We start from the raw sequence: 24,822 nt of genomic DNA on the forward strand, positions 1-24,822 counted from the left end.
ATACATCTTTCGACATTAGGATCAGATTCTTAAATTTGCCTTATGCCTTGAGTTAGCTTTTCTAAAGTCACCTACCTAAAGGAGAGTGACTTTCAATGTCATTAGACAAAAACCGCTTTCAGCAACCACCAAATAAGCTACTCGCAGCTTTGCCAGCCAGTGATTATGAGCGTCTTGTCCCGCATCTAAAGCTAGTTCCGCTCCCAGTTCAGCAAATCCTTTATCAAGTAGCCGAACCAATTACACAAGTCTATTTTCCTGATAAGGCAGTGGTTTCTATAGTTACCACTATGGAAGATGGCTCAACGGCAGAAGTTGGCATAGTAAGCAATGAAGGTATGGTGGGTATCCCAGTAATTTTAGGAGACAACACCACAACCACAACAGCCTTTGTGCAGATTTCGGGCGCTGCTATGCAAATCGATGCAGATGTAGTCAGAGCCGAGTTCAATCGGGGCGGAGCTATTCAAAGCTTGCTGCTGTGCTACGTACAAGCTATATACTCTGAACTGGCGCAAGGTGCTGCCTGCAACCGTCTCCATACATTGGACGAACGGCTAGCTCGTTGGCTACTGACAGTCTCCGACCGTTTAGAATCAGAAGACTTTCCGCTCACGCAAGAATTTATCGCCCAGATGCTTGGTGTACGTCGTTCTGGCGTGACAGTAGCGGCTAGCACCCTCAGCCGTGCCGGAATGATTAGCTACCAACGTGGTCATATTAGCATTATGAACCGAGAGGATTTGGAAGCAACTTCTTGTGAGTGTTATCAAGTTATCCAAAAGGAATTTGCTCGGTTACTGGGCATGAAGCCCAGTAACCGAGCCAAAAAATTTTTTTGAGTTATGTGTGCGAAACCGGACAGACCCGCAAAAGTGACTTGATTTAAAGTATTGTCAGCAAATTTCTCTTTTAATGTTCAGTGAGCGAAAACACTCTTAAGCCGCAAGTAAATAAATTACTCGCGGCTTTGCCAACTAATGATTATGAGCGCCTTATTCCACACCTAAAGTTAGTTTCGCTTCCCACGCGCCAAGTCATTTACGAACCAGGAGAACCCATCAAACAGGTCTATTTTCCCCAAAATGCAGTGGTTTCTATAGTAACTGGGATGAAAGATGGCTCGACGGTGGAAGTTGGGATAGTGAGCAATGAAGGCATGGTGGGTATCCCAGTAATTTTAGGAGGTAGCACAACAACCACAAAAGCGTTTGTCCAAGTTGCGGGCAGTGGAGTGCAGATTGATGCAGATGTCCTGAGAACTGAGTTTAATCGGGGCGGAGCTATTCAAAATCTTTTGCTGCGCTATATCCGAGCTACATATACCGAACTTACACAAGGATGTGCTTGCAACCGTCTTCATACTCTAGAAGAACGACTGGCTCGTTGGCTTCTCACAGTATCTGACCGTTTGGAATCAGAAGAATTTCCACTCACGCAAGAATTTATTGCCCAGATGCTTGGTGTACGGCGCTCCGGCGTGACAGTAGCGGCTAGCGCCCTGAGCCGAGCCGGAATGATTAGCTATCAGCGTGGCCAAATTAACATCCTGAACCGAGAGGATTTAGAAGAAACTTCTTGTGAGTGTTATCGAGTCATACAAAACGAATTTGCTCGGTTACTGAAGAATCAGCCAAAGCGCGATCGCCGATGAAGCAATCTTCTAAGTTATTATGTCCGAAACCGGACAGACACTTAGCAATTAGTTCCATTAAGATTTAGTAAAGAATGCATCAAATAGTATTTACAAATACATGCCATTTGATGCGATTGCTAATCTAAGTGTTTGAGCTAGACGGCGGTGAGAATAATGTCTAATCAATCAATGTCTTTTAAAGGTCTGCGATTGCTCGTCGTAGATGATGACCGTGATACGAGAACTTTACTTACCTTCTTGTTTGAATTAGAGGGAGCAGAAATTATCACAGCGGCTTCGGCAGGTGATGCTATAGAAATAATGTCATTTTTTAAACCAGACATCTTGATTAGTGATATTTATTTACCCGATGAAAACGGTTGCTCACTGCTGATAAAGCTCAGAAATTTAGAAGCAAAGCGAGGGAGAAAGATTCCAGCTATTGCTCTGACAGCATCTGCTTTCGACGAAGACCGGAATCGGGCATTATTAGCAGGTTATGATATATACCGATGCAAGCCGATAGACTTAGATGATTTATCTTCTACGGTTGCTAGTCTAGTTATGCTCGAAGAATACGCTTGACACATTTGGATGCTTAAGGTGATAGTCACTAAGCAATAAAGCTTTAATTTATTTTGAAAATGCGATGTCTACCGAGGATTATACCAACGCCTGGTAATTTTTATACTAAATCAGGGTGTTGGCGCAGCCCTTGATAGACATCGCATTTTTTTAGGAATTTTTTGACTAATTTTATTCTTTTTTAATTCTGCTACCAGCAAAAACCTTTGAAAGAGCAGGGATATAAAATATACTAAGAATAAATACAGAGAAGGCTAAAGTAATTCTCTGTGAGTACTCATTTTTTCATATAAAGGGCTGCATTATGGAATATCTTGCTTATTCTCACATGTTTATTGCTCAAGAAGAGGCATCTGGAAACACCAAATATAATCTCCCTAAATCTCAATTAAATGGGAAAGAACCTCTTAAATCTTCTAACATAGTTATTGCTGAAAAACAGGTATCTGCAAACAGCAAAACTAAGTTTAATTGGAAAAAACTACTTAAATCTTCAGCTTGGTTAGCTTTAGCTGGTGTTGGTGTATTACTTCTTGCTGCGACCCAAATTCAAATAAGTTCGGCTGCTTATGTAAAGACTAACGGCAGTTGTTTGCGTATCCGTACAGGCCCAAGCACCAACTACTCTTATATTGATTGTGTATCAAATGGTGCAACACTTCCAGCGATTGAGAGGTATGAAAACGGTTTTGCTCGGCTTTCTACGGGTAGATATGTTTATGCCCGATGGGTTGCTGATAAGCCTAACAATCCTCCTGTGACTAGTAGACCTGGTGGCGTTGGCGGTTCAGTCATTCTTACCCGTGGTTCTAGAGGTCAGCTTGTAAGAGACGTTCAGACAGCTTTAGGTAATCTCAGAGTTGATGGAATTTACGGTCAAGAAACTGTTAACCAAGTCCGAAGCTTTCAGGCAAGTAAAGGTTTACTTGTAGATGGTACAGTGGGGCCCGAAACTAGAGCAGCTCTGGGTATTTAAAAGTTAGAGACAATTTCATCAACCAGCCACTTTTGAAAAATCTCATTTCTAGGTTATACCTATTTTCTTAGAAATCTAAACTAAGGAAGTCTGAGATTAAAACTTCTCCTATCGGAGACGCTGCGAGAACGGAACATCTCGCCCGTCTTAAAGCGGGCAAGATGCTCACCCCACAACATTGAAACTGTATTGAATGCAAATAAGAAAAGTCGATTTTATACACCCTGAAAAACAGAAATTTTGTATTTTGTCTAATCTAAGTTGATTCGGATAAAACACCCAAGTAATTTTGCACAATCTGCAAAATGCGCTCTGCTGCATGACCATCCCCAAAGGGATTAATTGCATTTGCCATTGCTTCATAGGCATCTGGATCGCTCAGTAACTCAGCCGCAGATGCAAAAATATTCTCACTCGTAGTGCCTACAAGTTTGGCTGTACCGGCTACAACAGCCTCTGGTCTTTCGGTAGTATCTCTCAAAACCAGTACTGGTTTTCCCAAACTGGGGGCTTCTTCTTGCAAACCACCAGAGTCAGTGAGCAAAAGATGCGATCGCCCAATTGCTCCTACTAGTTCTCCATAATCTAGAGGATCTGTCAAGAAAATTCGGGGATGATTGTCTAAAAGCTCTTGCAACGGGACTCGCACTGTGGGATTGCGGTGTAATGGTAGCAATAAAGCTGTATCAGGGAACTTGTCTAAGATTTGTAAAAACCCCTCTGCGATCGCTTGCAGGGGTTCTCCCCAATTCTCCCGTCGATGAACTGTTGCTAACAGAACGCGGTATGAATCCCAGTCTAAGCCTGGTACATTACAAACAGCTTGGGTTGCAGCTACATTCAACAGCGCATCAATTACCGTATTACCCGTCATGTGAATTTCACCCAAAACACCAGAACGGTGCAAATTTTCCACAGCCCAAGGAGTCGGCGCAAAGTGCAACTGAGTAATTTGAGAAATCAACCGCCGATTAGCCTCTTCTGGGTAAGGATTGAAGATATCATCAGTTCTTAAACCTGCTTCTACATGACCAATAGGGATTTTTTGATAAAAAGCTGCCAAAGCTGCCGCAAAAGCCGTTGTCGTATCTCCTTGCACCACCACTAAATCTGGCTTTTTCTCCTTAAATAACGCTTCTAACCCTTGTAAACTGAGGCAGGTAATATCATTTAGAGATTGCTGAACCTGCATAATTTCCAGATCATAATCTGCCTTAATGTTGAACAGCTGCATAACTTGCTCAACCATTTCCCGATGCTGTCCAGTTAGAATTACTTGCGAATCAAAAGCTGAAGACTTCTGGAAAACCTGAATCACTGGAGCAAGTTTAATCGCTTCGGGACGAGTACCCAAAATAATGCAAACCCGTTTTTTATTAGTCATTAGTCATTAGTCATCTGTAATTTGCCAATGGTTATAGTCAATGGTCTATGACCAATAGTCAATAGTTGAGGGTCAATCATTACACAAATCATAAATATAAGAGGAAAAATTATATAAAAAGCATGAAAAAACCCGGCTTAATCGGGTAGATGAACTGTATATCGAATTCAATTGTAATCACATCATTAAAAGCATGAAAAAACCCGGCTTAACCGGGCAGACGCACTGTTTGTCATATTCACCTGTGATGACTACATTTTAATCTCACAAGTTAAAGGGCAAGCAGCATAAACAGTAGTCTGCATTTGGTCTGCCTCTCCATGCAGCCAGCTTAACCATTTAACTTCACTGGGATGAACGCCTTTAATAGTTAGTACACCCGCAGCAAATACAACTGCCATGACATTAAACATGATTAAAGCACCTGCTACAAGCAAAACAGCACTAACAGGCATCACAGATTGCAAGATGATCGATAACAGACATCCAACCGTAGCCATCAAGACAACTAATGGAAAACCGACAACCAACAAGCATACTGCTAATGTAAAAGTCCATATTAAAAAGCTTTTAATCATCAACAAGGAGTAGGTCTTTCCTAGATTAGAGCTTTCAGCAGAAACCATGACTTTTCCTCCCAAAAATACACAGCCAATTTTAATTTCAGTGATATCTCGCTTTTGGCGAGTTAACTGATTTGTTTCTCAGTGAAATTCAGTATATAAAAACTAATCGGGAAAATGAGCATTTATTTACTAAAGTTTACAGTTAGTTTTTTGTAATTGTGAATATAAAATCAAGTTTATATCTATTAGAATAACTTGCTTTCTGCATCTGTCTTCAGGTATATAACCTAAATTGTATGGGCTTTTAACGTTGATCCCCAGATATTGCTCCTATCAAGCTTAATATTTCTTATAAAAATTGATAGCGCTTCTCATAATTGATAGATGGGCTGAATAAATGAATAGTTAGTATTTATGCTGTTAATTGCTGGCAATTTGTATTCATGCCCAAGATAAATTTCTCATCTAATGGCTGAGAATATTCATATTTTGTTAAAAGTATTATAAAGCACTATATGATCTCTGGATTTTTGCTGAGGCGTTCTAAGCTATTAGGTGTGTTAACCATTATATATAGGTTAAATAATTTTTCTAAATCTTCTGAGTAGCGGAATCTTAGAAAAAAAAGATACCAGTTTAGGTGGATGAAATGGATTGACCGTGGTTCTAGATTTTCAATTGCCTCGCATCACCACTAGGGCTTGCACGCAAGCATTTTCCAAAAGTCATCGAAGTAAGTGACTTGACTTCTCACTAATTCAAATTTTTACCTGCCAAATGTGAAGATATATGACAGAATCACAGTCTCCATCAAATTCTAGCCCTGTTACCGAACGTAATTTGCCCCCAATGCCGCCACCTCCGCCAACCTTTAGTACGCAGAGGCAGATGACACAGACATTGGATATGTCAATGGATAGGAGTGCCAACACGCCTGTTGCAGGTCATCGTCCGGTTAGCCCACCGCCAATACCTAGTTCAGTTCCCTCTAAAACCAGCAGTGCGGGACCTACTTTAGAGAAGTTAATTAGGGAAGCTTACGATCAGGGATATTCTGACTTGCACTTGGGTGTAGGTGAAGTACCCCGCTTCCGCAGCCGAGGAGAAATTCAATCATGGGATTATCCGGAAGCAGATAAAGAAGCTTTTATGAATTGGTTGCGGGAGGTAATGAGTGAGGCGGAAATTCAGCGCTTTGAAGAACACTTAGAATTTGACGGAGCAACTCAATATGACTTTGCTCGCGTGCGGATTAATGTTTTTGGCACTCTTAGAGGGCCTGCGATGGTGTTGCGGTTGATTCCTCTGAAAATCTTAACTATGGAACAGTTGAGATTACCCCCAGTTTTTCGGGATATTTGTCATCACCACAAAGGTTTAATTTTAGTGACTGGGCCCACTGGTTCTGGGAAGTCTACCACAATGGCAGCGATGGTTGACTACATCAACAAGGAGATGGCCAAGCATATCATTACCATTGAAGACCCAATCGAATTTATCCATCAAAGCCGCAAATCTTTAGTCAAACAACGGGAAGTGGGAATGCATACCCGGAAATTTGACAACGCTTTGAAAGCAGCTTTGCGGGAAGATCCAGATTTGATTCTGGTGGGGGAAATGCGGGATAAGGAAACAGTTAACACTGCCCTAAAAGCTGCTCAGACTGGTCACTTGGTCATGGGAACCCTACACACCAATAGTGCGGTTAAAACCATTGAACGGATTCTCAACCTCTACTCTGGTGACGAACAGGATGCAATGCGGGTAGCAATTTCTGAGTCTTTAGTAGCGGTAATTGCTCAAGGTTTGTGCCGTACAACTGACGGGAAGCGAGCTGCTTTTCACGATGTGCTGATCAATACCGAGGCTATTAAAGAATGGATCAAAGACGGTAAGTATGATGAAATTGGCGAGTTAATGAAACAAGCTGGCTTTGACGGCATGATTACGATGAATCAGTCGTTGCTCAATCTCTATCAAGAGGGTCGCATCACTGAAGAAACTGCTTTGGAAATGTCGCCAACTCCTAATGAGATGGCACAGTTTCTCCGAGGTAGAGTTTAATATTTGGGCATTGGGAAGAGGACAAGGGGCAGGGAGCAGGGAGCAGAGGGGAAAGAGGTAATTTTATATTCTCCCCCTGCCCCCTGCTCCCCTGCCTCTCCTGCTCCCTTATCCCCCAATCCCAAATATTTTTCTGATCCTGGTTGCGGTTATAGCTAAGGTAAAAGGTAAAAGAGAGAATTTTTACTTTTAGCTTCTTAACCTCTGTGAATAATTTGACGACAAACAAACTATCTACACCCCAGTTGTTTAAAGGCATTGCCCTATTTACACCTGGAGGAGATTTAATCTACTGCATCGACCCTAGCAAACAAGGTCGATGGCATTTGCATTTGTGTTCGGCTTTGCAAGAAATTCTAGATTTGCCAGAGCCACCGCACTTTTTAGTGCCTTGTTATACTGCGACTATTGACCACTGGTTAGATCCGCGCACTCAACAAGTGCGAACTTTTGCTGAAGCTTATCCGGCTGTAATTAGACATCAAGCTTTGCTTAATGCCATTTTTGGTACAGGGGAGTTAGTATGGCAAGCAGCTCCTTGGCAAGAAGGGTTGTGCGATCGCATGGTATTAACATCTTATCGTTCCTCATTTGGGCAGCTTTGGGAAGATCACGATTTAATTGTTCGTCTAGACCTTTCTGAACCTGTGCCAAAATACCACCAGCCAGTAATAGTCCAAAAAAAGGAAGTAATCACACAAGGCTATGTTCTCCGCTTGTTTGTTGCAGGACATAGCAGTACAACCGAACGCATTCTGCAAAATTTACACGAATTGTTGGAGCGATCGCTGGGACATCCTTATACTCTGAAAGTAATTGATGTTTTAAGTCATCCAGAACAAGCAGAACTCAATCAAGTTTCTGCAACTCCTACCCTCGTCAAGGTTTGGCCGCACCCAATTCGGCGAATCGTTGGAGAGTTGGATCATGTAGAAAAGATTTTACAGATGTTAGCTGCTAAGGGAAAAATTTTAAGTTTCATAACGAAATTGAGCGTTAAAAGTGAAATGCAGAGGTTTGAGAGGTGGCAATTGTTTTTGCGAGAAATCAAACAAAGTCTGTAGTAAGCTCATGGCTCGTGAACAGCTTTGCAATCAGACTAGTTTTTTGCCAAGTATGAGAATTTTTCTGATTGCAATCAAATAAAATCCCTATTAGGGATTGAAACGAGCAATACAGACAAATTAAATTGCAGCAGTATTATCGCAATCAACTAAAATCCCTATTAGGGATCGAAATTTTTTTCTAAGAAAAAGTTACAGCGATCGCCTTAGTTATATCTCACTTCTTTGCCTGTATCACTTGCAAACTACCACCTGCATATAAAATTGGCTTACTCACATCAAACCCAGTCTCTGTTAACAATCCAGCCAAATCAGTTTTCAACAATTGCCAAGCTGTTTCCGTCTCAAACAACAACAAAAACAGTGATATCCCAGGCCACAATATCGGATTTGTTGGAGCGTGAAAATCCACCAGCGTAAATATCCCTCCTGGCTTCAACACCCGATAAACTTCATCAATAATTTTTCGTAATTGCTGAGGCTGCATTTCATGTAAGGCAACGCTGATATGCACTACATCAAACAGATTATCTGTAAATGGCATCTCCTCGGCAAAAGCTTCGACATAAGACGCTTCCGGGACATTTAGCCGCGCCCGTTGCAAAGACTTAGGTGAAGCATCCAATCCTGTTACATTTTGTGAAATTTTTACTAAAAATTGTGTCGTTTGACCACTGCCGCAACATAAATCTAAAACCTGAGTATCTGAGTGGATTGTTAAGGCTTGCAAAGCAAGTTGCCGAAAACGGGCTTCACCACCTACACTTAAGGCTGCTAAACGAGAGATACTATCATAAAGCCACTGATAGCGGTAACTCCAATCCCTTAAAATTGTTGCCATTGCATATTTCCTTGCTATTAAGCTTTATTATTTAATAAAGATATATTGTTAACATTAGTAAAAAATCTGAAAAGATTGGGGGAAAGTAACAGCTATGGGTCGTGTAGGCGTATTATTACTCAATCTCGGTGGCCCTGATAAGCTAGAAGATGTCGGGCCGTTTTTGTATAACCTATTTTCCGATCCAGAAATTATTCGCCTACCGTTTCGCTGGTTGCAAAAACCCCTAGCCTGGTTTATTGCCTCGCGGCGAACCAGAACATCTCAACAAAATTATAAGCAAATCGGTGGTGGTTCCCCACTACGGCGGATTACAGAAGCGCAAGGGGAAGCTTTAAAAAAACAGTTGGGTTATTTAGGGCAAGAAGCCAATATCTACGTGGGAATGCGTTATTGGCATCCTTATACAGAAGAAGCGATCGCACAGATCACTCAAGACAATATAGAACACCTGGTAATATTACCACTATATCCCCAGTTTTCTATCAGTACTAGTGGTTCCAGCTTTCGGCTTTTAGACAAACTTTGGCAAGAAGAGCCAAAACTTCAGCCCATTGAATACACCGTTATTCCTTCTTGGTACAAACAACCAGGCTATCTCCAAGCAATGGCGGAACTGATAGCCCAAGAACTTGAGCAGTTTCCAAATCCAGACGAGGTTCATATATTCTTCAGCGCTCACGGCGTTCCGAAAAGCTACGTTGAAGAGGCTGGCGACCCTTACCAGCAAGAAATTGAGGAATGTACTGCTCTGATTATGCAGACTCTCAATCGTCCCAATGCCCATACTTTAGCTTACCAAAGTCGTGTCGGCCCAGTAGAATGGCTCCAACCTTATACTGAAGATGCGCTTAAAGAATTAGGCGCACAAGGCGTAAAAGATTTGGTTGTCGTGCCTATCAGTTTTGTCTCAGAGCATATTGAGACACTGCAAGAAATTGATATTGAGTATCGGGAAGTAGCAGAGGAATCAGGAATTCACAATTTCCGCCGCGTTCCGGCTCCTAATACTCATCCAGTATTTATTAACGCACTTGCAGAGTTAGTAATTGATGCGCTGAAAAACCCCAGCTTCAAGCTTTCGCAAGCTGCCCAAATGAAAAAAATGGTGAAAATGTACCCCCAAGAACGTTGGGAATGGGGTCTAACAACTAGTGCTGAAGTCTGGAATGGTCGGATTGCTATGTTGGGCTTTATTGCCTTAATAATTGAGCTAATTACTGGTCACGGCTTCTTGCACATGATTGGGCTTTTGCAATAAAGGGAATTGGGATATCCCTTCGGCTTCTCCTAACGGAGACGCTGCGCGTTAAGCGAAGCTATGCCGTAGGCTTTACGCTCAGGGCAAGTGGGCATTGGGAATTGGGTTGGAAGGAGGGCGAGTTAAAACTTAGAAGTTGAGCTTCTGAGGGTGAACGTTCAAGTTTTAACTCTCCATTCCCCATTCCCCATTCCCCATTCCCTATCCCCTTGTGTGATACCAGTCATACCACTGCTTGGCACTACGAACTGCAAACCAGAGCAGTATTAAAGCAATTAATCCTCCTTGCCAGGGAGCATCAAAGGCAAAAAGTACTAAAGCAATGCACAAGGTATCTTGAAGAAAGACTACCCACAAGGGTAAGCCACGTAACCGATAGAACCAACCAACTTGAACTAGCTGGAGTACTAAAGCTAAGGAACCTCCAATACAGGCAATTAGCCAGTTTGGTGTTGCTGTGGCATTAGCTACTGCTAATCCCATAATTGCCCCTACGATGGGAGACATGAATAACTGAACTAGTTGTAGTAATCTTTGCCCCCATAGCTTTTTTGAGGCTAATAATTCAACTAAAGACCAAAAGGTGAGGCATCCTAACAATATTGGTGGGGAAATGTGAGATAAAATTGGAACTTGTGACCATAAGTTACTACCCTGCAATAGTCCAATAATCAGCAAAGGTATGCCTATTCTCATTCCTGCTGCGGCAGAGGCAGAAAGTGTGGCTAGGATTTCAATCATTAAAGCACTCGTAGCACTAATAAACAAGTAAGTATTTGTTATGTATACTACCCAGCGCTAAGAATAATTACAGCATCAAACAGACAGTCTTCAGCAATACAATACTAAATGTTGTTGATATTTTTGTACTCTTTTTTAACTTGGGTTCAACGGATTATGTAGTATCCGTCTAATCAGCATAATAAAAAGACCTCTCCTTGGTTTTACTATGCAAACCCTGTTCCTCTCCGATGCAGAGAGGGAAAGACTTGAACTTAAGTTTAAGGCAGGAATAGGTTTGTCGAATTCACATTTTTATAATAGGACTTAACTACATACGGTAGGGGCAATACCCTGCGGGTAGACGCTTTGCATCTACATAAATTCCCACTATCTGAAAACGAGGGTTTCGCTTATTGTTTATTTTTTGAGTCAAAAGTTTGTAGTAAGCGCTTAAGCGATTACTACAAGCCAATTAATCCTAAATTCCTAATCGTTGGTAAACTTCTTCTAAATGCTGGAGATGCTGCTGGGGGTCAAAACAGACTTCTAGTTCTGCTGGAGACAACTTTTGGGTAACGCGAGGGTCTTTGTTAATTAAGTTCTGGAAATTGCCTCCTGGCTTGTTCCAAGCGGCGTGAGCGCTTTCTTGAACGATCGCATAAGCTTCTTCGCGGCTGCTTCCCTTGTCTATCAAGGCAAGTAGCACTTTTTGGCTGAACACAACGCCGCCGTAGCAGTTGAGATTTCGTTCCATATTTTCAGGATAGACCAACAGGTTTTTCACCAAGTCGGTTATTTCTGACAACATAAAATGTGTCAAAGTGCAAGCATCTGGCAAAATCACCCGTTCTACAGAACTGTGGGAAATATCTCTCTCATGCCAGAGAGCGACGTTTTCCAAAGCTGCACCAGCATGACTTCTCACCAGTCGGGCCATTCCCGTTAGCCGTTCCGAACGGATGGGATTACGTTTGTGTGGCATGGCCGAGGAGCCTTTTTGACCTTTGGAGAAGAATTCTTCAACTTCCAGAACGTCTGTTTTTTGCAGATTGCGAATTTCTACGGCAAAACGTTCGATGGATGCGGCTACCAAAGCTAATTGTTGCACATAGTCGGCGTGGCGATCGCGGGAAATAACTTGTGTTGAGGCCGTATCGGGTTGGAGTCCGAGTTTCTGGCAAGCGATCGCTTCTACACGGGGTTCAACATTGGCATAAGTTCCCACTGCACCAGAAATCTTACCCACGGCAATGGTTTGGCGGAGAATTCTCAAGCGTTCTTGGTGTCGCAACACCTCTGCTAACCAGCCAGCTAGCTTGAAACCAAAAGTAATCGGTTCAGCGTGAATCCCATGCGATCGACCAGCCATCACTGTATGACGGTGTTCCCGTGCTTTTTCACGAATTACCTGAATCAAATCTTCCAAACGTTGCAATAATAGATCCAGGCTGGCAACCAATTGCAGTGCTAAAGCTGTATCCAAAACATCCGAACTGGTTAAACCCAGGTGAATGTAGCGTCCGGCTTCCCCAACATATTCATTGACATTTGTCAAGAAAGCAATGACATCGTGGCGGACTACAGCCTCAATTTCTAACACCCGCTTGGGGTCAAAATCTGCCTTGGCCTTAATTTCCTCAACCGCCTGAGATGGAATGTAACCTAGTTCAGCTTGAGCCTCACAAACAGCAATCTCGACTTGCAGCCAAGTTTTTAGTTTATAGGTTTCACTCCACAGATTAGCCATTTCGGGCAAAGTATAACGCTCAATCACAGTTCGGCACAGAATACAACCGTCATATTTTACAGTTTAATTAATGTAGATCAATTTTTAATGCTGCTTTTGGCTCAGGGACGGAATTAGTTTTTGAGTCAAACGTGATAATGCTAATCCTACCGTCAGCCTCCATATATGCAAACTTTACATCGGCTAAAAATTCTACACCTTGCTGACGTAACTTGCTCATCAACTCATCGTCTGTAATTAACTCTCGTTGCAAATGGCGCTGAATCATCCGACCATTTTTTACCAGTAGTAGCGGTGGCTGATTTATAAAACGTTGGAACTGAGGTATTTTGTAACCTAACCAGTTCAATAAATAACTCCAAAAAATCACAGTTCCTACCAGGATAGCGCCTTCAGTAATTGATGTATAATTACTTGCCATCGCATTTTGGGCAGCTTCAGCAAATAGCACAACTACGAGTAAATCAGTAATTCCTAGTGTTCCTAGCTGTCGGCTAGGAAGGAAACGTAACACTGAGAATAGCGCTAAGTATACTAGTGAGCCACGGATAATCAACTCAAAGACGCTGATGCTAGGAACAAAGATTGCCTGCCAATCGATAAAAAACCATTTTTCCATTAGCACTGATTTTCTTCCTTTTTCATATAGACTTCTGGAAAAAATCCAGTATCACTTTATTTATCTGCGCTCTGATTTCATAAAAATGATTTTTATTAGAGGTTAAAACCTTCAATATTTTTCAGAGTTACAAACATAAAATCTCACTAGTGAGGGATTAAAATCGCGGATTTCTCCTTTTCTGTTTTAAGCGTTTGGGTTTTTTAAAAGATTGGAATAAGCGATTAATTAAGTTAGAAGATGACTTTTTGTTAGTGGACGATTGCCTTGTTTTAGCCTTGCCATTATATTCAGTGTTATCAGATAAAGGAATGGCATGTTTTGTTGGGGTTATGCCGCTTCCATACCTTCTAGCATAAACTTGCGTAAATTCAGCGCCGAAGAAAAGAATCTGTGCCGCATAGTTAACCCAAGCTAAAATCACCACTAGTGAACCAGCAGCACCATAAGCTGAACCAAAACTACCATTACCTAAATACTGTCCTAATAAAAATCTCCCAATCGAGAACAAAAAGGAGGTGAGCATAGCTCCAATTAAAACATCACTCCAACCAATTTTGACATCTGGTAGGACTTTAAAAATGAGTCCAAACAGAAACGTAGTGATGGCAAAAGATAGAAGGAAATTGAGAATTTGCCAAAGGAAATCTACACCGGGTAGCAAGTTGCTAAAATATGTTACTAATGCTGATAACGCCGTACTAATTACCAGAGAAACTAACAGTAAAAAGCCAATACCTATGACCATTGCAAAGGACAAAATGCGTAGGCGAATGATGTTAGTTACGCCGCGTCCGGGTTTCGGTTTGACTTCCCAAATCGTGTTGAGTGAATCTTGCAACTCGGTAAATAAACCAGTAGCACCCAATAGCAGAACTACAACACTAATAATAGAAGCGATCGCTCCTGTCTGTGGTTTGTTCGCATTCTGAATAGCTGTTTGGATAAATTCTGCTCCATCTGGACCAACTAAACCTTGAATTTGTCCGACAATTTGACCCCTTGCCGCCTCTTCTCCAAATACTGCCCCTGCGATCGCAATTACAATAATTAATAACGGTGCAATCGAAAAAATCGTGTAATAAGCTAGCGCCGCCGCTAATCGTGAGGCTTTATCCTCACTCCATTCTTTGAATGTCTCTTGGAATAACTTCCAAATCGCCTGCAAATTCATCCAACCAGTCTCCTTCTAAGAGGATATCGCTTACTTCCTGATATATTTGATACTTATTCTCTGGGTGGCGACATCCTCCCAAGGGAGTTTGTAAAGCGTTCTTGAGGAGGAATTTAATAGTTTTATTGCATTCTGTCGATTGTGCGATATTGAATTGCTTCCGCCACATGATTAGTTTTTAGCTCATCGTCTCCCGCTAAATCTGCAATAGTTCGTGCTACTTTGAGAATGCGATCGCTAGCTCTTGCCGATAAACCTAATTTTCTAATGGCTACTTCTAATAAATTGCGACTAGCGTCATCTAGCTTGCACCATTTCTGGAGATGACGACTTTGCATCTGAGCATTACAACGCAGATTTGCTTCTTCTTGGAAGCGGGTAATGGCGCGATCGCTTGCTTGTTGCACTCGTTGTAGCACTGATGTTGATGTTTCTCCGGTAGGTTGTTGGGTAATTTCTTCTGGTTTCAAGCGATTCACTGCAACTTGCAAATCAATCCGATCCATTAACGGCCCAGAAAGCTTTGCCCAATATTGCTCGCGTTGGCGCGGAGAACAGGTACATTGTTGGATAGTATCGCCATAGTAACCGCAAGGACAGGGATTGGTACTCGCCACCAAAGTAAACTGTGCGGGAAACATTACCGATAGTCTGGTACGGGAAATTGTAACGTAGCCATCTTCTAAAGGCTGACGGAGAAATTCCAGCACATCACGTTTAAACTCAGTTAATTCGTCCAAGAACAGCACACCTCTGTGAGATAATGAGATTTCGCCAGGACGAGGAAAGCTACCGCCACCAACCAGAGAAGGTCCGGATGCTGAGTGGTGGGGACTGCGAAAAGGGCGATCGCGTACCAACGAACCGCGATTTTTCAATAAACCAGCCACCGAATGGATGCGAGTCACTTCCAAAGATTCGGCAAAACTCAGGGGCGGTAAAATCCCTGGTAAGCGCCGTGCTAACATGGTTTTCCCACTACCAGGCGGCCCGACAAAGATTAAATTGTGTCCACCAGCAGCAGCAATTTCTAAAGCTCGACGCGCATGAGCTTGTCCTTTCACATCATGCAAATCTGCGCCAGGGTAAGATACTGTTGCTGTGTCTACTGTACTATCCATTTGCACAGGTTTGTAACGCCCTGGATTATTTAAAAGATTCACCACATCAGACAGATGTTTGCAGCCGTAAACAACCAAGCCTTGAACCACTGCGGCTTCTTGGGCATTATCAGCAGGGATAACTAAACCTGCAATTCCCATTTTTTGGGCTGCTGCTGCGATCGGTAAAACACCAGCCACTGGACGCAAGCTGCCATCTAGAGACATTTCACCTAAGAATAAATAATCCCCCAACAAATCAGCGCTAACTTGCTCAGAAGCCGCCAAAATTCCCACGCTAATGGGCAAATCGAAACAGGGGCCTTCTTTGCGTAAATCTGCCGGAGTTAAATTGATCACAATTTTCCGCATAGGAAAGGCGAAACCTGCATTTTTCAGCGTTGCTTTAACTCTTTCTCTCGATTCTTGAATCGCTGAATCTGGCAGTCCCAAGACAACAATTCCCGGTAATCCCCCTGAGACATCGACTTCTACCCCTACTTTGACGGCATCGATGCCCACAATTGATGCACTCCAGACTCTGGCAAGCATTTCTTATATAACAGTAAACCTTTCAAATCTCTAGCAGATGCGTGGGTTAATTGGCATTAGTGAAACTACATAGACTATTTTACCGATCCAGTATAGTTATACCATTTCTTTTTCGACTGCACTATTTTAGCCTTGACACGCTACTACGGTAATCTTATTTTTACACTTTATAAATAACCTTTAATACCCTAGTTACTAAGTGTAAATATTATAACTAATTATCCAAATTTTATCTCATGAATTAATAATTATGAATTAGATAGAAGCAATTGCTTTTTTATCCAGATCGCTATGTATGTATAAATCATTGCTAGCAGAATTAAAGCTGTAATAAGAATCTATTACTATTTGTATAAAAATATAATCGATTGATGTGATAAAAGCATGTTCTCCATATTCTACCTTGTGCTTTTTTACCATACATATTATTTTCAATTCTCCAATAAATCTGTTTTTCATATCTATTGACATGGGATACCTTAGTCATTACTATGTCAATCAATCCGGATTTCATTAACTTCTTGAGAAAATCTCTGTAAATAAATCCAACACTATCCTTACAGCACTACATGAAACTACGCTGTTTATTACTCAGCCTTACAAGTATTTTTTTATTTTCGTCTCCAGTAAAAGCGAATCCCAACACCAACCAAGTTGGCAACGTAAATGACTGGAGTGCAAATCAATCTGATTTACAATTACCAAAACTTAAATTTATTTCTCCGGTTCCTCTGGGCGATCCTGCCAACCCAATAAATGGTTCTAAATTTACTGGTGTAGTTCCTCTAGGACGCGAGATATCAGAACTAAAAACTCCTATTAAAGCGTTAATGGCTCGCTATAGATTCCTCACTCCCGGAATCTTTTTTATGGACTTAAAAACAGGTGATTATTTTAGTTTTAATGGTGATAAAGCATTTTCTGCTGCTAGCACAATTAAGTATCCGATTTTGATTGCATTGTTTCAAGAAATAGATGCAGGGAAAATCAAACTTGGTGAAGCTTTGGTCATGCGACGGAAACATGTCACTGGCGGTTCTGGAGATTTGCAGTATCAACGAGTGGGAACTAAGCTGAGTCTCTTGCAAACTGCAACCAAGATGATGACTATTAGCGATAACACTGCTACAAATATGATTATTGATCGTTTAGGTGGTGTATCTAAATTAAATCAAAAGTTCCGCCGTTGGGGATTGCAAAGCACTGTGATTCACAATATGTTAGGAGACTTTAAAGGAACTAATAAAACTAGTGCCAAAGATTTGGTAAGACTGTCAGCTTTGGTTACAAAGAATCAGTTAATTTCTGATAGAAGCCAATCCCAAGTTTTAGGTATTATGATTCGTTGTCATAATAGAGCATTGCTTCCATCTGGCTTAGGTTCTGGTGCAAATATTGCTCATAAAACAGGTACTCTGCGATTTGTACTGGGTGATGCAGGTATTATTGAAACGCCAACAGGTAAACGTTATTTAGCAGGAATTTTCGTGCGTAGACCAAATAATGACATTAGAGCTAGGGATTTTATTCGTCAAGTTTCGCGGGTGATGTATGGCTACTTCGAACAGCCAAAAGTCAGTAATCTACCTTAATTATCTATTCTGAATTCTAAATTTTTTCTTTAGTTTCAGACTTACACGGAGGAGATCCCCCAACCCCATTAAAAGGGGAATTTTTAACTAAGTATTTTTTATTTCAATAAGGCTAGAGGGGAGTGTAAGAAACAGGCTTCACGTTTTTAGGGTGTAAATTCTATAGTTATTAAACCGTTTGCACAAACATCAATTCTGAAAGCTGGCAATATTCAAAAATACGATAGCGAATAGCCCGTCTTAGACATCGCTTTTCTAACTGCCAAGGTATTATGTAGTCGAATACCATGCAGCATAGAGCTTGAGGTTTTGCATGAAAGTAGCAGTCTTCAGTACAAAAGTCTACGATCGACAGTTTTTGTCAACTGTAAATTCTCCCACACAACACGAATTAGTGTTTTTTGAACCTCGTTTAAATCGGGATACTGCTATCCTCGCCGCCGGATTTCCGGCGGTTTGTGTATTTGTACACGATCAGGTTGATGCCCCAACTTTAAAACTTCTTGCCTCACGGGGTACTCGGCTGGTTGTCCTTCGGTGTGCTGGGTTTAACAATGTAGACTTACAAGCCGCAGCAGATTTGGGAATTACTGTTGTGCGTGTTCCCGCTTACTCACCTTATGGAGTAGCAGAACATGCCGTAGGATTGATTTTAAGTCTGAATCGCAAAATTCATCGGGCTTATAACCGTGTCCGAGAAGGCAATTTTTCCCTAGATGGACTGTTGGGATTTAATTTACATGAGCGCACAGTGGGGATTGTCGGCACTGGCAAAATCGGTTTGATTTTAGGACAGATTATGAAGGGGTTTGGCTGTAACCTACTCGCCTATGATGTTTATCGCAATCCAGAATTGGAGGCGTTAGGTGGAAAGTATGTAGAACTACCTGAGCTATTTGCCAACTCTGATATTATTTCCCTACATTGCCCTCTGACTCCTGAAACGCATCACTTGATTAACGCTGAGGCTATAGAACAGATTAAGCCAGGCGTAATGCTAATTAATACTAGCCGGGGAGCGCTGATTGATACCCAAGCAGTGATTGAGGGATTGAAGTCTGGTAAGATTGGCTATCTCGGTGTGGATGTCTACGAACAAGAATCGGAATTGTTTTTTGAGGATTTATCTGGCGAAATTATTCAAGATGATATTTTTCAACGTCTGACAACGTTTCCCAATGTACTAATTACCGGACATCAAGCCTTTTTTACAGCAGAAGCTCTCCACAATATTGCAGAAACAACTTTTGCTAATATTGCTGATGTTGAAAATGGTCGTCCTTGCGCCAATGAAATTCGCGCTCAACCGTCTGCTTAGGTAAGGATTGGCGATCGCTAATTTGTATATTCATTCTGAACGATAGGCAACGCGGAGACTTTGGGCTAAAATTACCAGAGATGCGATCGCCATCAACCCGCCCCAAAACCAGTAAGGTAAAAGCAAATATCGCTGCATTTGCGCTGTATCAGAAATTCCAAGGGGCCCAGCAGAACTACTAAATAGATAATCGAGTTGATGGTACGTACTCACACAAGCTTGTACACCCAGAAATTGGATGGCAAACCCCTGTGCCCAGCGAGGTGCTTTCAGGGCGATACCCAAGATTATTAAACCCAACAAGGGAATTGCCACCAATCCAAACCAGGAACGTATCCAAATTAATGTGGAAAGTAGCAAAAAACTTCCTAATATTTTTAAACTTAGGGAAGCTGCTTTAAAACTGCGGGAAGCCAGAATCAAAGCTGCGCCCGCAAGAGGCGGCCCCATTGGGCCGGCGGCGGCGGCCATTGCCGGGCCAATTGGCCCGAATGACGACCGGATGCCATAAGTTGCAACACCGGAACCATTGCTAAAAATCTGTAATTTTTGAAACTGTCCCCCTAATAGGAGTGCCATTAAGCCGTGACCCATTTCATGAAACCAGGTTGCCAGAATTGTAAATGGGTATAAAATATAATCACCTCCCGGTACTTGCCACAGTAAAGCAGTTGCGATCGCTGCTGCAATTAGCCAGGTTAGCCCCATACGCTCAACAACTGGCGGAGCTTCTTGGGTGAGCAAGGGTTCAAAATTTTTACTTGGTTCCCTCATAGGTCACTCTATTTTGGATTTTAGATTTTCTGGAAAATTAAAAATTTAAAATTGGCAGTGTATTTTATCCATCCTAGTGTAATTATTGAGGTAGTGGAGTTGCTGGACAATGCAACAATTCGCACATCGAAGCGACGGCTATAAACTATGGCGCTATTAAAAACAACATAGTTATCCGTCGCTCGTCTAATGCGGTGCATTTGTTTCTCCTCCAAAAAAGATGCCGGAGGATGGGCAGAAAATGCTTAGACTGATGTCACAATTGATGGAAAATCAGTTAAGCAAGTTGAAACAGAAATGTCATTAAGTCTCCTTTACCCAAACTGATGCGATCGCCTGGTCGCAATCGATGACGATTCCCTGGTAAAAGGGGCAAGTTATTAATGTAAGTGCCATTAGAACTTCCCACATCTTCTACATAGTGAGCGTCTCCCTCAACACGAATATCTGCATGAATCCGCGAGACAACTTCTGAATTTGGAAATCCTGAAACGTCTATATCTGGAGGAATCCGGTCATTGGGCTTGCCGATATGAATCACAGAGAGATTTTGCGGCAATTCAATTAGTCGATCGGTTTGAACGTGGATTAACCGCGCTATAACCTGCTGCAATTGCGTTCTGGCAACGGTTGCAGTTGGTGCTGGTGCAGCTGGTGGAGGTAGTTCAGCTTCAGAGGGTGGCGCTGGTTCCAACGATGGTGGAGTAGGAATACTTTGTCCAGAAACTACGGGTACTGCGACGCTTGGCTCTGCTTCTGGAGGGCTGCTTTCTATAACAGCTGCCTCTGGCGGAGCTACTGGGGGAGCTGCCACCTCTGTTGCTGGTAAAGATGAACTGGGAGGATGAGAGTTAGTAGAACCGCTCATTCCCAAAGCATCTGGTTGTAAAAGTTCTAACAGTGGATCGGGTGGAACTAACGGTGGTACTTCCACAGAAACATCGGGAGTAACTGTTGTAGCTACCCCACTATGAACATGTGGAACTCCTGCGGAGTGAAGGTTATAGCCACACTGGCCACAGAATGCAGCATCTGCCTGCACACTTGCCCCACAACTAGGACAGTTAGTAGTCGCGGGTAACGGTGTATAACAAGCTTCACATTGGACAGCACCATCAGGGTTGGGATGATTGCAATTAGGGCAGACGATCATCGATATTTAGCCTTTGTTCAAGATCATCATAAATATAGGTAGGACTGGCAAGCAGAGGGCGGCCCTAGCTTTAGATTCTAGCAATTACTGCCGATTTGATACGGGGAAAGGGAGCAGAGGGCAGGAAAGGATTAGGGAACGAGGGGGACAAGGAGGATAAGGGGAAATTATTGAACAAGTCTCTTCCTTGTCTCCTCCCTCTTCCTTGTCTTCCTTGTCTCCCTTGTCTCTTCTTAATGCCCAATGCTCCTACATGCCCCATTCTTCTAATGTTGAAGTTCCGAACCTGCTGCCGCATCCAGCAGCCACCAAAGTTCACCTTGGGGTCGAATCAAACGGGATGGGTAAGCGAAGTCATCGGCGACAGGTGCAAAGACTTGTGCCAAAGCTGGGCGTTTATTAGCACCAGCAACCAGAAAAATCACACTGAGAGCAGAGTTGATGAAGGGGTATGTGAAACTTATTCTGGGGTTTCCGTCTTTGTTACCCACAGTCACCAGGCGATCGCGTACTTTGAGAGCCTCTGTGTGGGGAAACAAAGATGCAGTATGTGCATCATCACCCATTCCTAGTAATACTAGATCCAACGCGGGAAACTCGACCCCAGAAGAATTGAAAAATTCTTTGAGATGTTGTTCATACTTTGCAGCCGCGAGTTCTGGATTGGCTTCTAAAGTTGGTACGGGGTGAATGTTAGCTGCTGGGATATCAACACGATCTAGCCATGCACGACGCGTCATCAGTTCATTGCTATCGGGGTGATCTGGTGGTACGTAACGCTCATCCCCCCAGAATACATTAATTTTATCCCAAGGCAGTTTTTGATTAGCGATCGCTTCGTATAACGGTTTAGGTGTACTGCCGCCAGATAAGGCGATGGTAAACCTCCCTCGTTGCTCAATGGCAGTATCTAACTTGGACAGAATTAATTCTAGCGCTCGTGCAACCAGCGTCGGCTGATCCGGTAGAACTTCAACGGTTTTGTTCATGGCTTCATCATCATATTGCTGGCTTCCAGCAATACCATACCGAACTTATTACAATTCCCCTTTTTAACTTTTGAAACATTTAACATCATGGATTAAGTAGGCTGGAAAAACGTAGATGCTCATTATCACCTTCAACGCTAAGTTGTCAGTAGTCAGTCGTACTAACTACTCTCATAATTATTTTTATTTACACCCAGTTACTTGATACTTTGTTGCTTAACACCACAGAGGATACATTTATTAATTCTTATTAAAAATTAATAAAACTAATTAATCACAAACAATGATTCCCAATCAGCGATCGCTTCGCGTTGGGCGATTAACAATTCCTGAATTCCTTTTTGAGCGACATCTAGCAGTTGATCCAACTGAGTACGACTAAAGCTACCTTCTTCGGCTGTTCCCTGGACTTCAATGATTCCCAAATGTTGATCCATCACCACATTAAAATCTACTGTTGCAGCCACATCTTCAATATAATTTAAATCTAAAAATGGCTCTGCTTCCAGTAATCCTACGGAAACTGCTGCTACCTGTCCACACAAAGGCGATCGCTCTAACACGCCCTCTTGCAACAATTTAGAAATCGCATGAGCCAAGGCCACAAACGAGCCTGTAATCGCTGTTGTTCGAGTTCCAGCATCTGCTTGCAAGACATCGGCATCCACAGTCAGCGTGCGTTCTCCCAGTGCCTCAAAATCAACTGCTGCGCGTAAGCTACGTCCAATTAAACGTTGAATTTCTTGCGTCCGTCCAGATAATTTCAATAATTCCCTTTCTTGGCGTTTTTGGGTAGCAGATGGTAACATTCGGTACTCAGCAGTTAACCAGCCTTTACCAGTTCCTTCAAGAAACTTTGGAACTCCCTTATTAACGCTAACAGTACAAAGTACCTGAGTATCACCGCATCTTGCGAGAACAGAACCGGGGGCAAAGCGGGTGAAACTGGGGTAAAAGCTGATCGGACGTAGTTCGTAAGGAAGACGACCGTCTGGACGCTGCCAAGCCATTGGAATTGCCTCAAGTTTTACAATACTGCCTTAAGATTACCTTAGTGTTGCAAATCATCATTTGAGGGGCATTAGGCATTGCGAAGAATTCTTCTTAACTTCTAACTCTCCCACTCAGCACTCGTCTAAGGAAGTGAAAGCAGAGTCAAAATATTTTGCTGCACCATATCTGGTGACTGGTCGCCGTTGATGGTCAATAGGCAGCGACGACGGTCGTAATATTCTAGGATGGGAATGGTGCGATCGTAGAATAATTCTACACGGCGCTGCACGATTTCGGGTTGGTCATCTGGTAGCGATCGCCCCAAGGATCGACTAACCATCACTGCCTCTGGAACTTGGAGATAAATTGCCCAATCTAGCTTTTGCCCTAAATCGTCCAATAAAAAATCTAATTCCTCAGCTTGGAAGGCAGTACGAGGATAACCCTCTAAGACCCAATCGCAGTTAATATCTGGTTGTCTGAGGCGAATTCGGATCAAATCAATAATCATTTCGTCTGGAACTAACTCCCCTTTTTGGATATAGGGTCGTGCGTGATAACCTAGTTCACTCAGACTAGCGTAAACCGAAAGAGAAGTTCGGGGATCGGCTTCCGACCATCGAAATTCCGGCAGTGGCTGATCGCCAGATATTGCTTCCCGTAAAATCTCACCTGTAGAAATCAGAGGAATATCAAAGTATCTGCCAAGCCTTTGCGCTTGAGTGCTTTTCCCAGATCCTGAACCTCCCAGAATCACCAATCTCACAACAATTCACTCCTCATGCTGTCAAATTCACTACTTGCTAAGTCTGTTTTGCCCAAACAACCGACAAATCTAACATTTAGGGATTTTCAGACGTTATACCCAGCTTTTTTAAATAATTGGAACTGTAACTCTTGTGTTTTAAGTTTTACAACTATCTACAGGGAAAAGACGTAAATTTAAATCCAAACAACTCTTGACTTACACACAAACGTAGTGTTGACTTAGAATGCAATTTGCTAAATCCACCACATCTGTGAAAAACAGATTGATTATACAGGCAGATTTGTAATAATTACTGACAGCAAAAAAACTTAATTATTGTATCTTTTTGAACTTAATCCTATGGTTGCCCAGCTAGAAACTCAAAGCATCAATTCAACCCTTACCTTGCCATATCCAGTTGAAGGACTAGTGCAAGTTTTCACTAGCTCACATCGTAATTTTTTTACGAGTGTTATAGCTCAATCACTGAGAATAGCTGGACAAGGAACGTCAGTATTAATCGTGCAGTTCCTTAAAGGAGGTATTCGTCAAGGACACGATCGACCCATACAATTAGGACAAAATTTAGATTGGATTCGCTGTGATTTGCCTCGTTGTATCGATACACCACATTTAGACGATACGGAAAATCAAGCCTTACAAAAACTGTGGCAATATACACAACAAGTAGTATGTGAGAGTAAGTATTCTCTCGTGGTCTTAGATGAGTTAAGTTTGGCGATTAACTTTGGTTTAATTCCTGAAACCGAAGTTTTAGCGTTTCTGGCAAAACGCCCTCCCCACGTCGATATTATTCTCACAGGGCCAGAGATGCCTAAATCTCTCTTAGATGTAGCAGATCAGATTACAGAAATCCGTCGAAGTTATCGACCCTAAACAAAATACTCAGTTCGTGCTAATATATCAAGTCTGTTTGAATTAACGTTAGCAAAGAACTTGTGA

Annotated in this window: 25 protein-coding genes; 10 read left to right on the top strand and 15 right to left on the bottom strand. The window is 42.3% G+C overall.

Annotated features, from left to right (window positions below; translation table 11 throughout):
* Positions 1-95 precede the first annotated feature (95 nt).
* From NPUN_RS12555 to NPUN_RS12570, 4 genes are all read left to right on the top strand, one after another.
* Entirely contained in the window at positions 96-842 is a 747-nt protein-coding gene (locus tag NPUN_RS12555) for a Crp/Fnr family transcriptional regulator (protein ID WP_012409052.1), read from the top strand.
* Between the two features lie 80 nt (positions 843-922).
* Positions 923-1,654 carry a Crp/Fnr family transcriptional regulator gene (locus NPUN_RS12560; RefSeq protein WP_012409053.1) on the top strand — a complete coding sequence of 244 codons (732 nt, stop codon included), beginning with the start codon at positions 923-925 and terminating at the stop codon, positions 1,652-1,654.
* Between the two features lie 156 nt (positions 1,655-1,810).
* Positions 1,811-2,221, top strand: coding sequence for a response regulator (locus tag NPUN_RS12565; RefSeq protein ID WP_012409054.1), 411 nt, complete (start codon positions 1,811-1,813; stop codon positions 2,219-2,221).
* A 304-nt stretch (positions 2,222-2,525) separates the two neighbouring features.
* The gene (locus NPUN_RS12570) at positions 2,526-3,197 is read left to right on the top strand and encodes a peptidoglycan-binding domain-containing protein (protein WP_012409055.1); all 672 of its coding nucleotides are present in this window, start codon (positions 2,526-2,528) and stop codon (positions 3,195-3,197) included.
* A 256-nt stretch (positions 3,198-3,453) separates the two neighbouring features.
* Here the strand turns inward: NPUN_RS12570 and wecB are convergent, their stop codons facing one another.
* Both wecB and NPUN_RS12580 read right to left on the bottom strand, forming a co-directional pair.
* Positions 3,454-4,581, bottom strand: coding sequence for a non-hydrolyzing UDP-N-acetylglucosamine 2-epimerase (wecB, locus tag NPUN_RS12575; protein WP_012409056.1), 1,128 nt, complete (start codon positions 4,579-4,581; stop codon positions 3,454-3,456).
* 251 nt (positions 4,582-4,832) lie between these two features.
* The gene (locus NPUN_RS12580; RefSeq protein WP_012409057.1) at positions 4,833-5,207 is read right to left on the bottom strand and encodes a hypothetical protein; all 375 of its coding nucleotides are present in this window, start codon (positions 5,205-5,207) and stop codon (positions 4,833-4,835) included.
* A gap of 729 nt (positions 5,208-5,936) precedes the next feature.
* Between NPUN_RS12580 and NPUN_RS12585 the strand changes: the two genes are divergently transcribed.
* Complete coding sequence (locus NPUN_RS12585) at positions 5,937-7,211, top strand: type IV pilus twitching motility protein PilT (RefSeq protein WP_012409058.1); 1,275 nt, start codon at positions 5,937-5,939, stop codon at positions 7,209-7,211.
* A 206-nt stretch (positions 7,212-7,417) separates the two neighbouring features.
* Positions 7,418-8,275: a circadian clock KaiB family protein gene (locus NPUN_RS12590; protein ID WP_012409059.1), complete on the top strand. Its 858-nt coding sequence runs from the start codon at positions 7,418-7,420 to the stop codon at positions 8,273-8,275.
* A gap of 217 nt (positions 8,276-8,492) precedes the next feature.
* Here the strand turns inward: NPUN_RS12590 and NPUN_RS12595 are convergent, their stop codons facing one another.
* Entirely contained in the window at positions 8,493-9,116 is a 624-nt protein-coding gene (locus tag NPUN_RS12595; protein WP_012409060.1) for a class I SAM-dependent methyltransferase, read from the bottom strand.
* A gap of 94 nt (positions 9,117-9,210) precedes the next feature.
* Between NPUN_RS12595 and hemH the strand changes: the two genes are divergently transcribed.
* The gene (gene hemH / locus NPUN_RS12600; protein WP_012409061.1) at positions 9,211-10,377 is read left to right on the top strand and encodes a ferrochelatase; all 1,167 of its coding nucleotides are present in this window, start codon (positions 9,211-9,213) and stop codon (positions 10,375-10,377) included.
* 201 nt (positions 10,378-10,578) lie between these two features.
* Here hemH and NPUN_RS12605 read toward each other — a convergent pair whose 3' ends face one another.
* From NPUN_RS12605 to NPUN_RS41780, 6 genes are all read right to left on the bottom strand, one after another.
* On the bottom strand, positions 10,579-11,118 hold the full coding sequence (locus tag NPUN_RS12605; RefSeq protein ID WP_012409062.1) for a DUF4126 domain-containing protein: 540 nt from the start codon (positions 11,116-11,118) through the stop codon (positions 10,579-10,581).
* 460 nt (positions 11,119-11,578) lie between these two features.
* Positions 11,579-12,874 carry an adenylosuccinate lyase gene (gene purB, locus NPUN_RS12610; RefSeq protein WP_012409063.1) on the bottom strand — a complete coding sequence of 432 codons (1,296 nt, stop codon included), beginning with the start codon at positions 12,872-12,874 and terminating at the stop codon, positions 11,579-11,581.
* 40 nt (positions 12,875-12,914) lie between these two features.
* A complete protein-coding gene (locus NPUN_RS12615; RefSeq protein WP_012409064.1) occupies positions 12,915-13,466 on the bottom strand; it encodes a DUF421 domain-containing protein in 552 nt (183 codons plus the stop codon).
* A gap of 157 nt (positions 13,467-13,623) precedes the next feature.
* Complete coding sequence (locus tag NPUN_RS12620; protein ID WP_012409065.1) at positions 13,624-14,640, bottom strand: YihY/virulence factor BrkB family protein; 1,017 nt, start codon at positions 14,638-14,640, stop codon at positions 13,624-13,626.
* A 122-nt stretch (positions 14,641-14,762) separates the two neighbouring features.
* The gene (locus NPUN_RS12625; RefSeq protein WP_012409066.1) at positions 14,763-16,292 is read right to left on the bottom strand and encodes a YifB family Mg chelatase-like AAA ATPase; all 1,530 of its coding nucleotides are present in this window, start codon (positions 16,290-16,292) and stop codon (positions 14,763-14,765) included.
* Between the two features lie 255 nt (positions 16,293-16,547).
* The gene (locus NPUN_RS41780; RefSeq protein ID WP_041565356.1) at positions 16,548-16,763 is read right to left on the bottom strand and encodes a hypothetical protein; all 216 of its coding nucleotides are present in this window, start codon (positions 16,761-16,763) and stop codon (positions 16,548-16,550) included.
* 98 nt (positions 16,764-16,861) lie between these two features.
* Here NPUN_RS41780 and NPUN_RS12635 point away from each other — a divergent pair, with 98 nt between their 5' ends.
* Positions 16,862-17,884: a serine hydrolase gene (locus tag NPUN_RS12635; protein WP_012409067.1), complete on the top strand. Its 1,023-nt coding sequence runs from the start codon at positions 16,862-16,864 to the stop codon at positions 17,882-17,884.
* Between the two features lie 313 nt (positions 17,885-18,197).
* On the top strand, positions 18,198-19,202 hold the full coding sequence (locus NPUN_RS12640) for a 2-hydroxyacid dehydrogenase (protein WP_012409068.1): 1,005 nt from the start codon (positions 18,198-18,200) through the stop codon (positions 19,200-19,202).
* Between the two features lie 30 nt (positions 19,203-19,232).
* On the opposite strand, the gene NPUN_RS12645 is transcribed toward NPUN_RS12640, so the two are convergent.
* From NPUN_RS12645 to NPUN_RS12665, 6 genes are all read right to left on the bottom strand, one after another.
* Entirely contained in the window at positions 19,233-19,976 is a 744-nt protein-coding gene (locus NPUN_RS12645; RefSeq protein ID WP_012409069.1) for a M50 family metallopeptidase, read from the bottom strand.
* A 20-nt stretch (positions 19,977-19,996) separates the two neighbouring features.
* On the bottom strand, positions 19,997-20,176 hold the full coding sequence (locus NPUN_RS40680; protein ID WP_148220303.1) for a hypothetical protein: 180 nt from the start codon (positions 20,174-20,176) through the stop codon (positions 19,997-19,999).
* 77 nt (positions 20,177-20,253) lie between these two features.
* Positions 20,254-21,129 (bottom strand): FHA domain-containing protein, encoded by an 876-nt coding sequence (locus NPUN_RS12650; protein ID WP_012409070.1) that lies wholly within the window; start codon positions 21,127-21,129, stop codon positions 20,254-20,256.
* A gap of 266 nt (positions 21,130-21,395) precedes the next feature.
* Positions 21,396-22,118 (bottom strand): 6-phosphogluconolactonase, encoded by a 723-nt coding sequence (gene pgl / locus NPUN_RS12655; protein WP_012409071.1) that lies wholly within the window; start codon positions 22,116-22,118, stop codon positions 21,396-21,398.
* A 266-nt stretch (positions 22,119-22,384) separates the two neighbouring features.
* Complete coding sequence (gene rph, locus NPUN_RS12660; protein ID WP_012409072.1) at positions 22,385-23,128, bottom strand: ribonuclease PH; 744 nt, start codon at positions 23,126-23,128, stop codon at positions 22,385-22,387.
* A 125-nt stretch (positions 23,129-23,253) separates the two neighbouring features.
* Positions 23,254-23,877 carry an adenylate kinase family protein gene (locus NPUN_RS12665; RefSeq protein ID WP_012409073.1) on the bottom strand — a complete coding sequence of 208 codons (624 nt, stop codon included), beginning with the start codon at positions 23,875-23,877 and terminating at the stop codon, positions 23,254-23,256.
* A 342-nt stretch (positions 23,878-24,219) separates the two neighbouring features.
* Here NPUN_RS12665 and NPUN_RS12670 point away from each other — a divergent pair, with 342 nt between their 5' ends.
* On the top strand, positions 24,220-24,756 hold the full coding sequence (locus tag NPUN_RS12670; RefSeq protein WP_012409074.1) for a P-loop NTPase family protein: 537 nt from the start codon (positions 24,220-24,222) through the stop codon (positions 24,754-24,756).
* Positions 24,757-24,822 lie beyond the last annotated feature (66 nt).

The organism is Nostoc punctiforme PCC 73102, assembly GCF_000020025.1.
Lineage (GTDB): Bacteria > Cyanobacteriota > Cyanobacteriia > Cyanobacteriales > Nostocaceae > Nostoc > Nostoc punctiforme.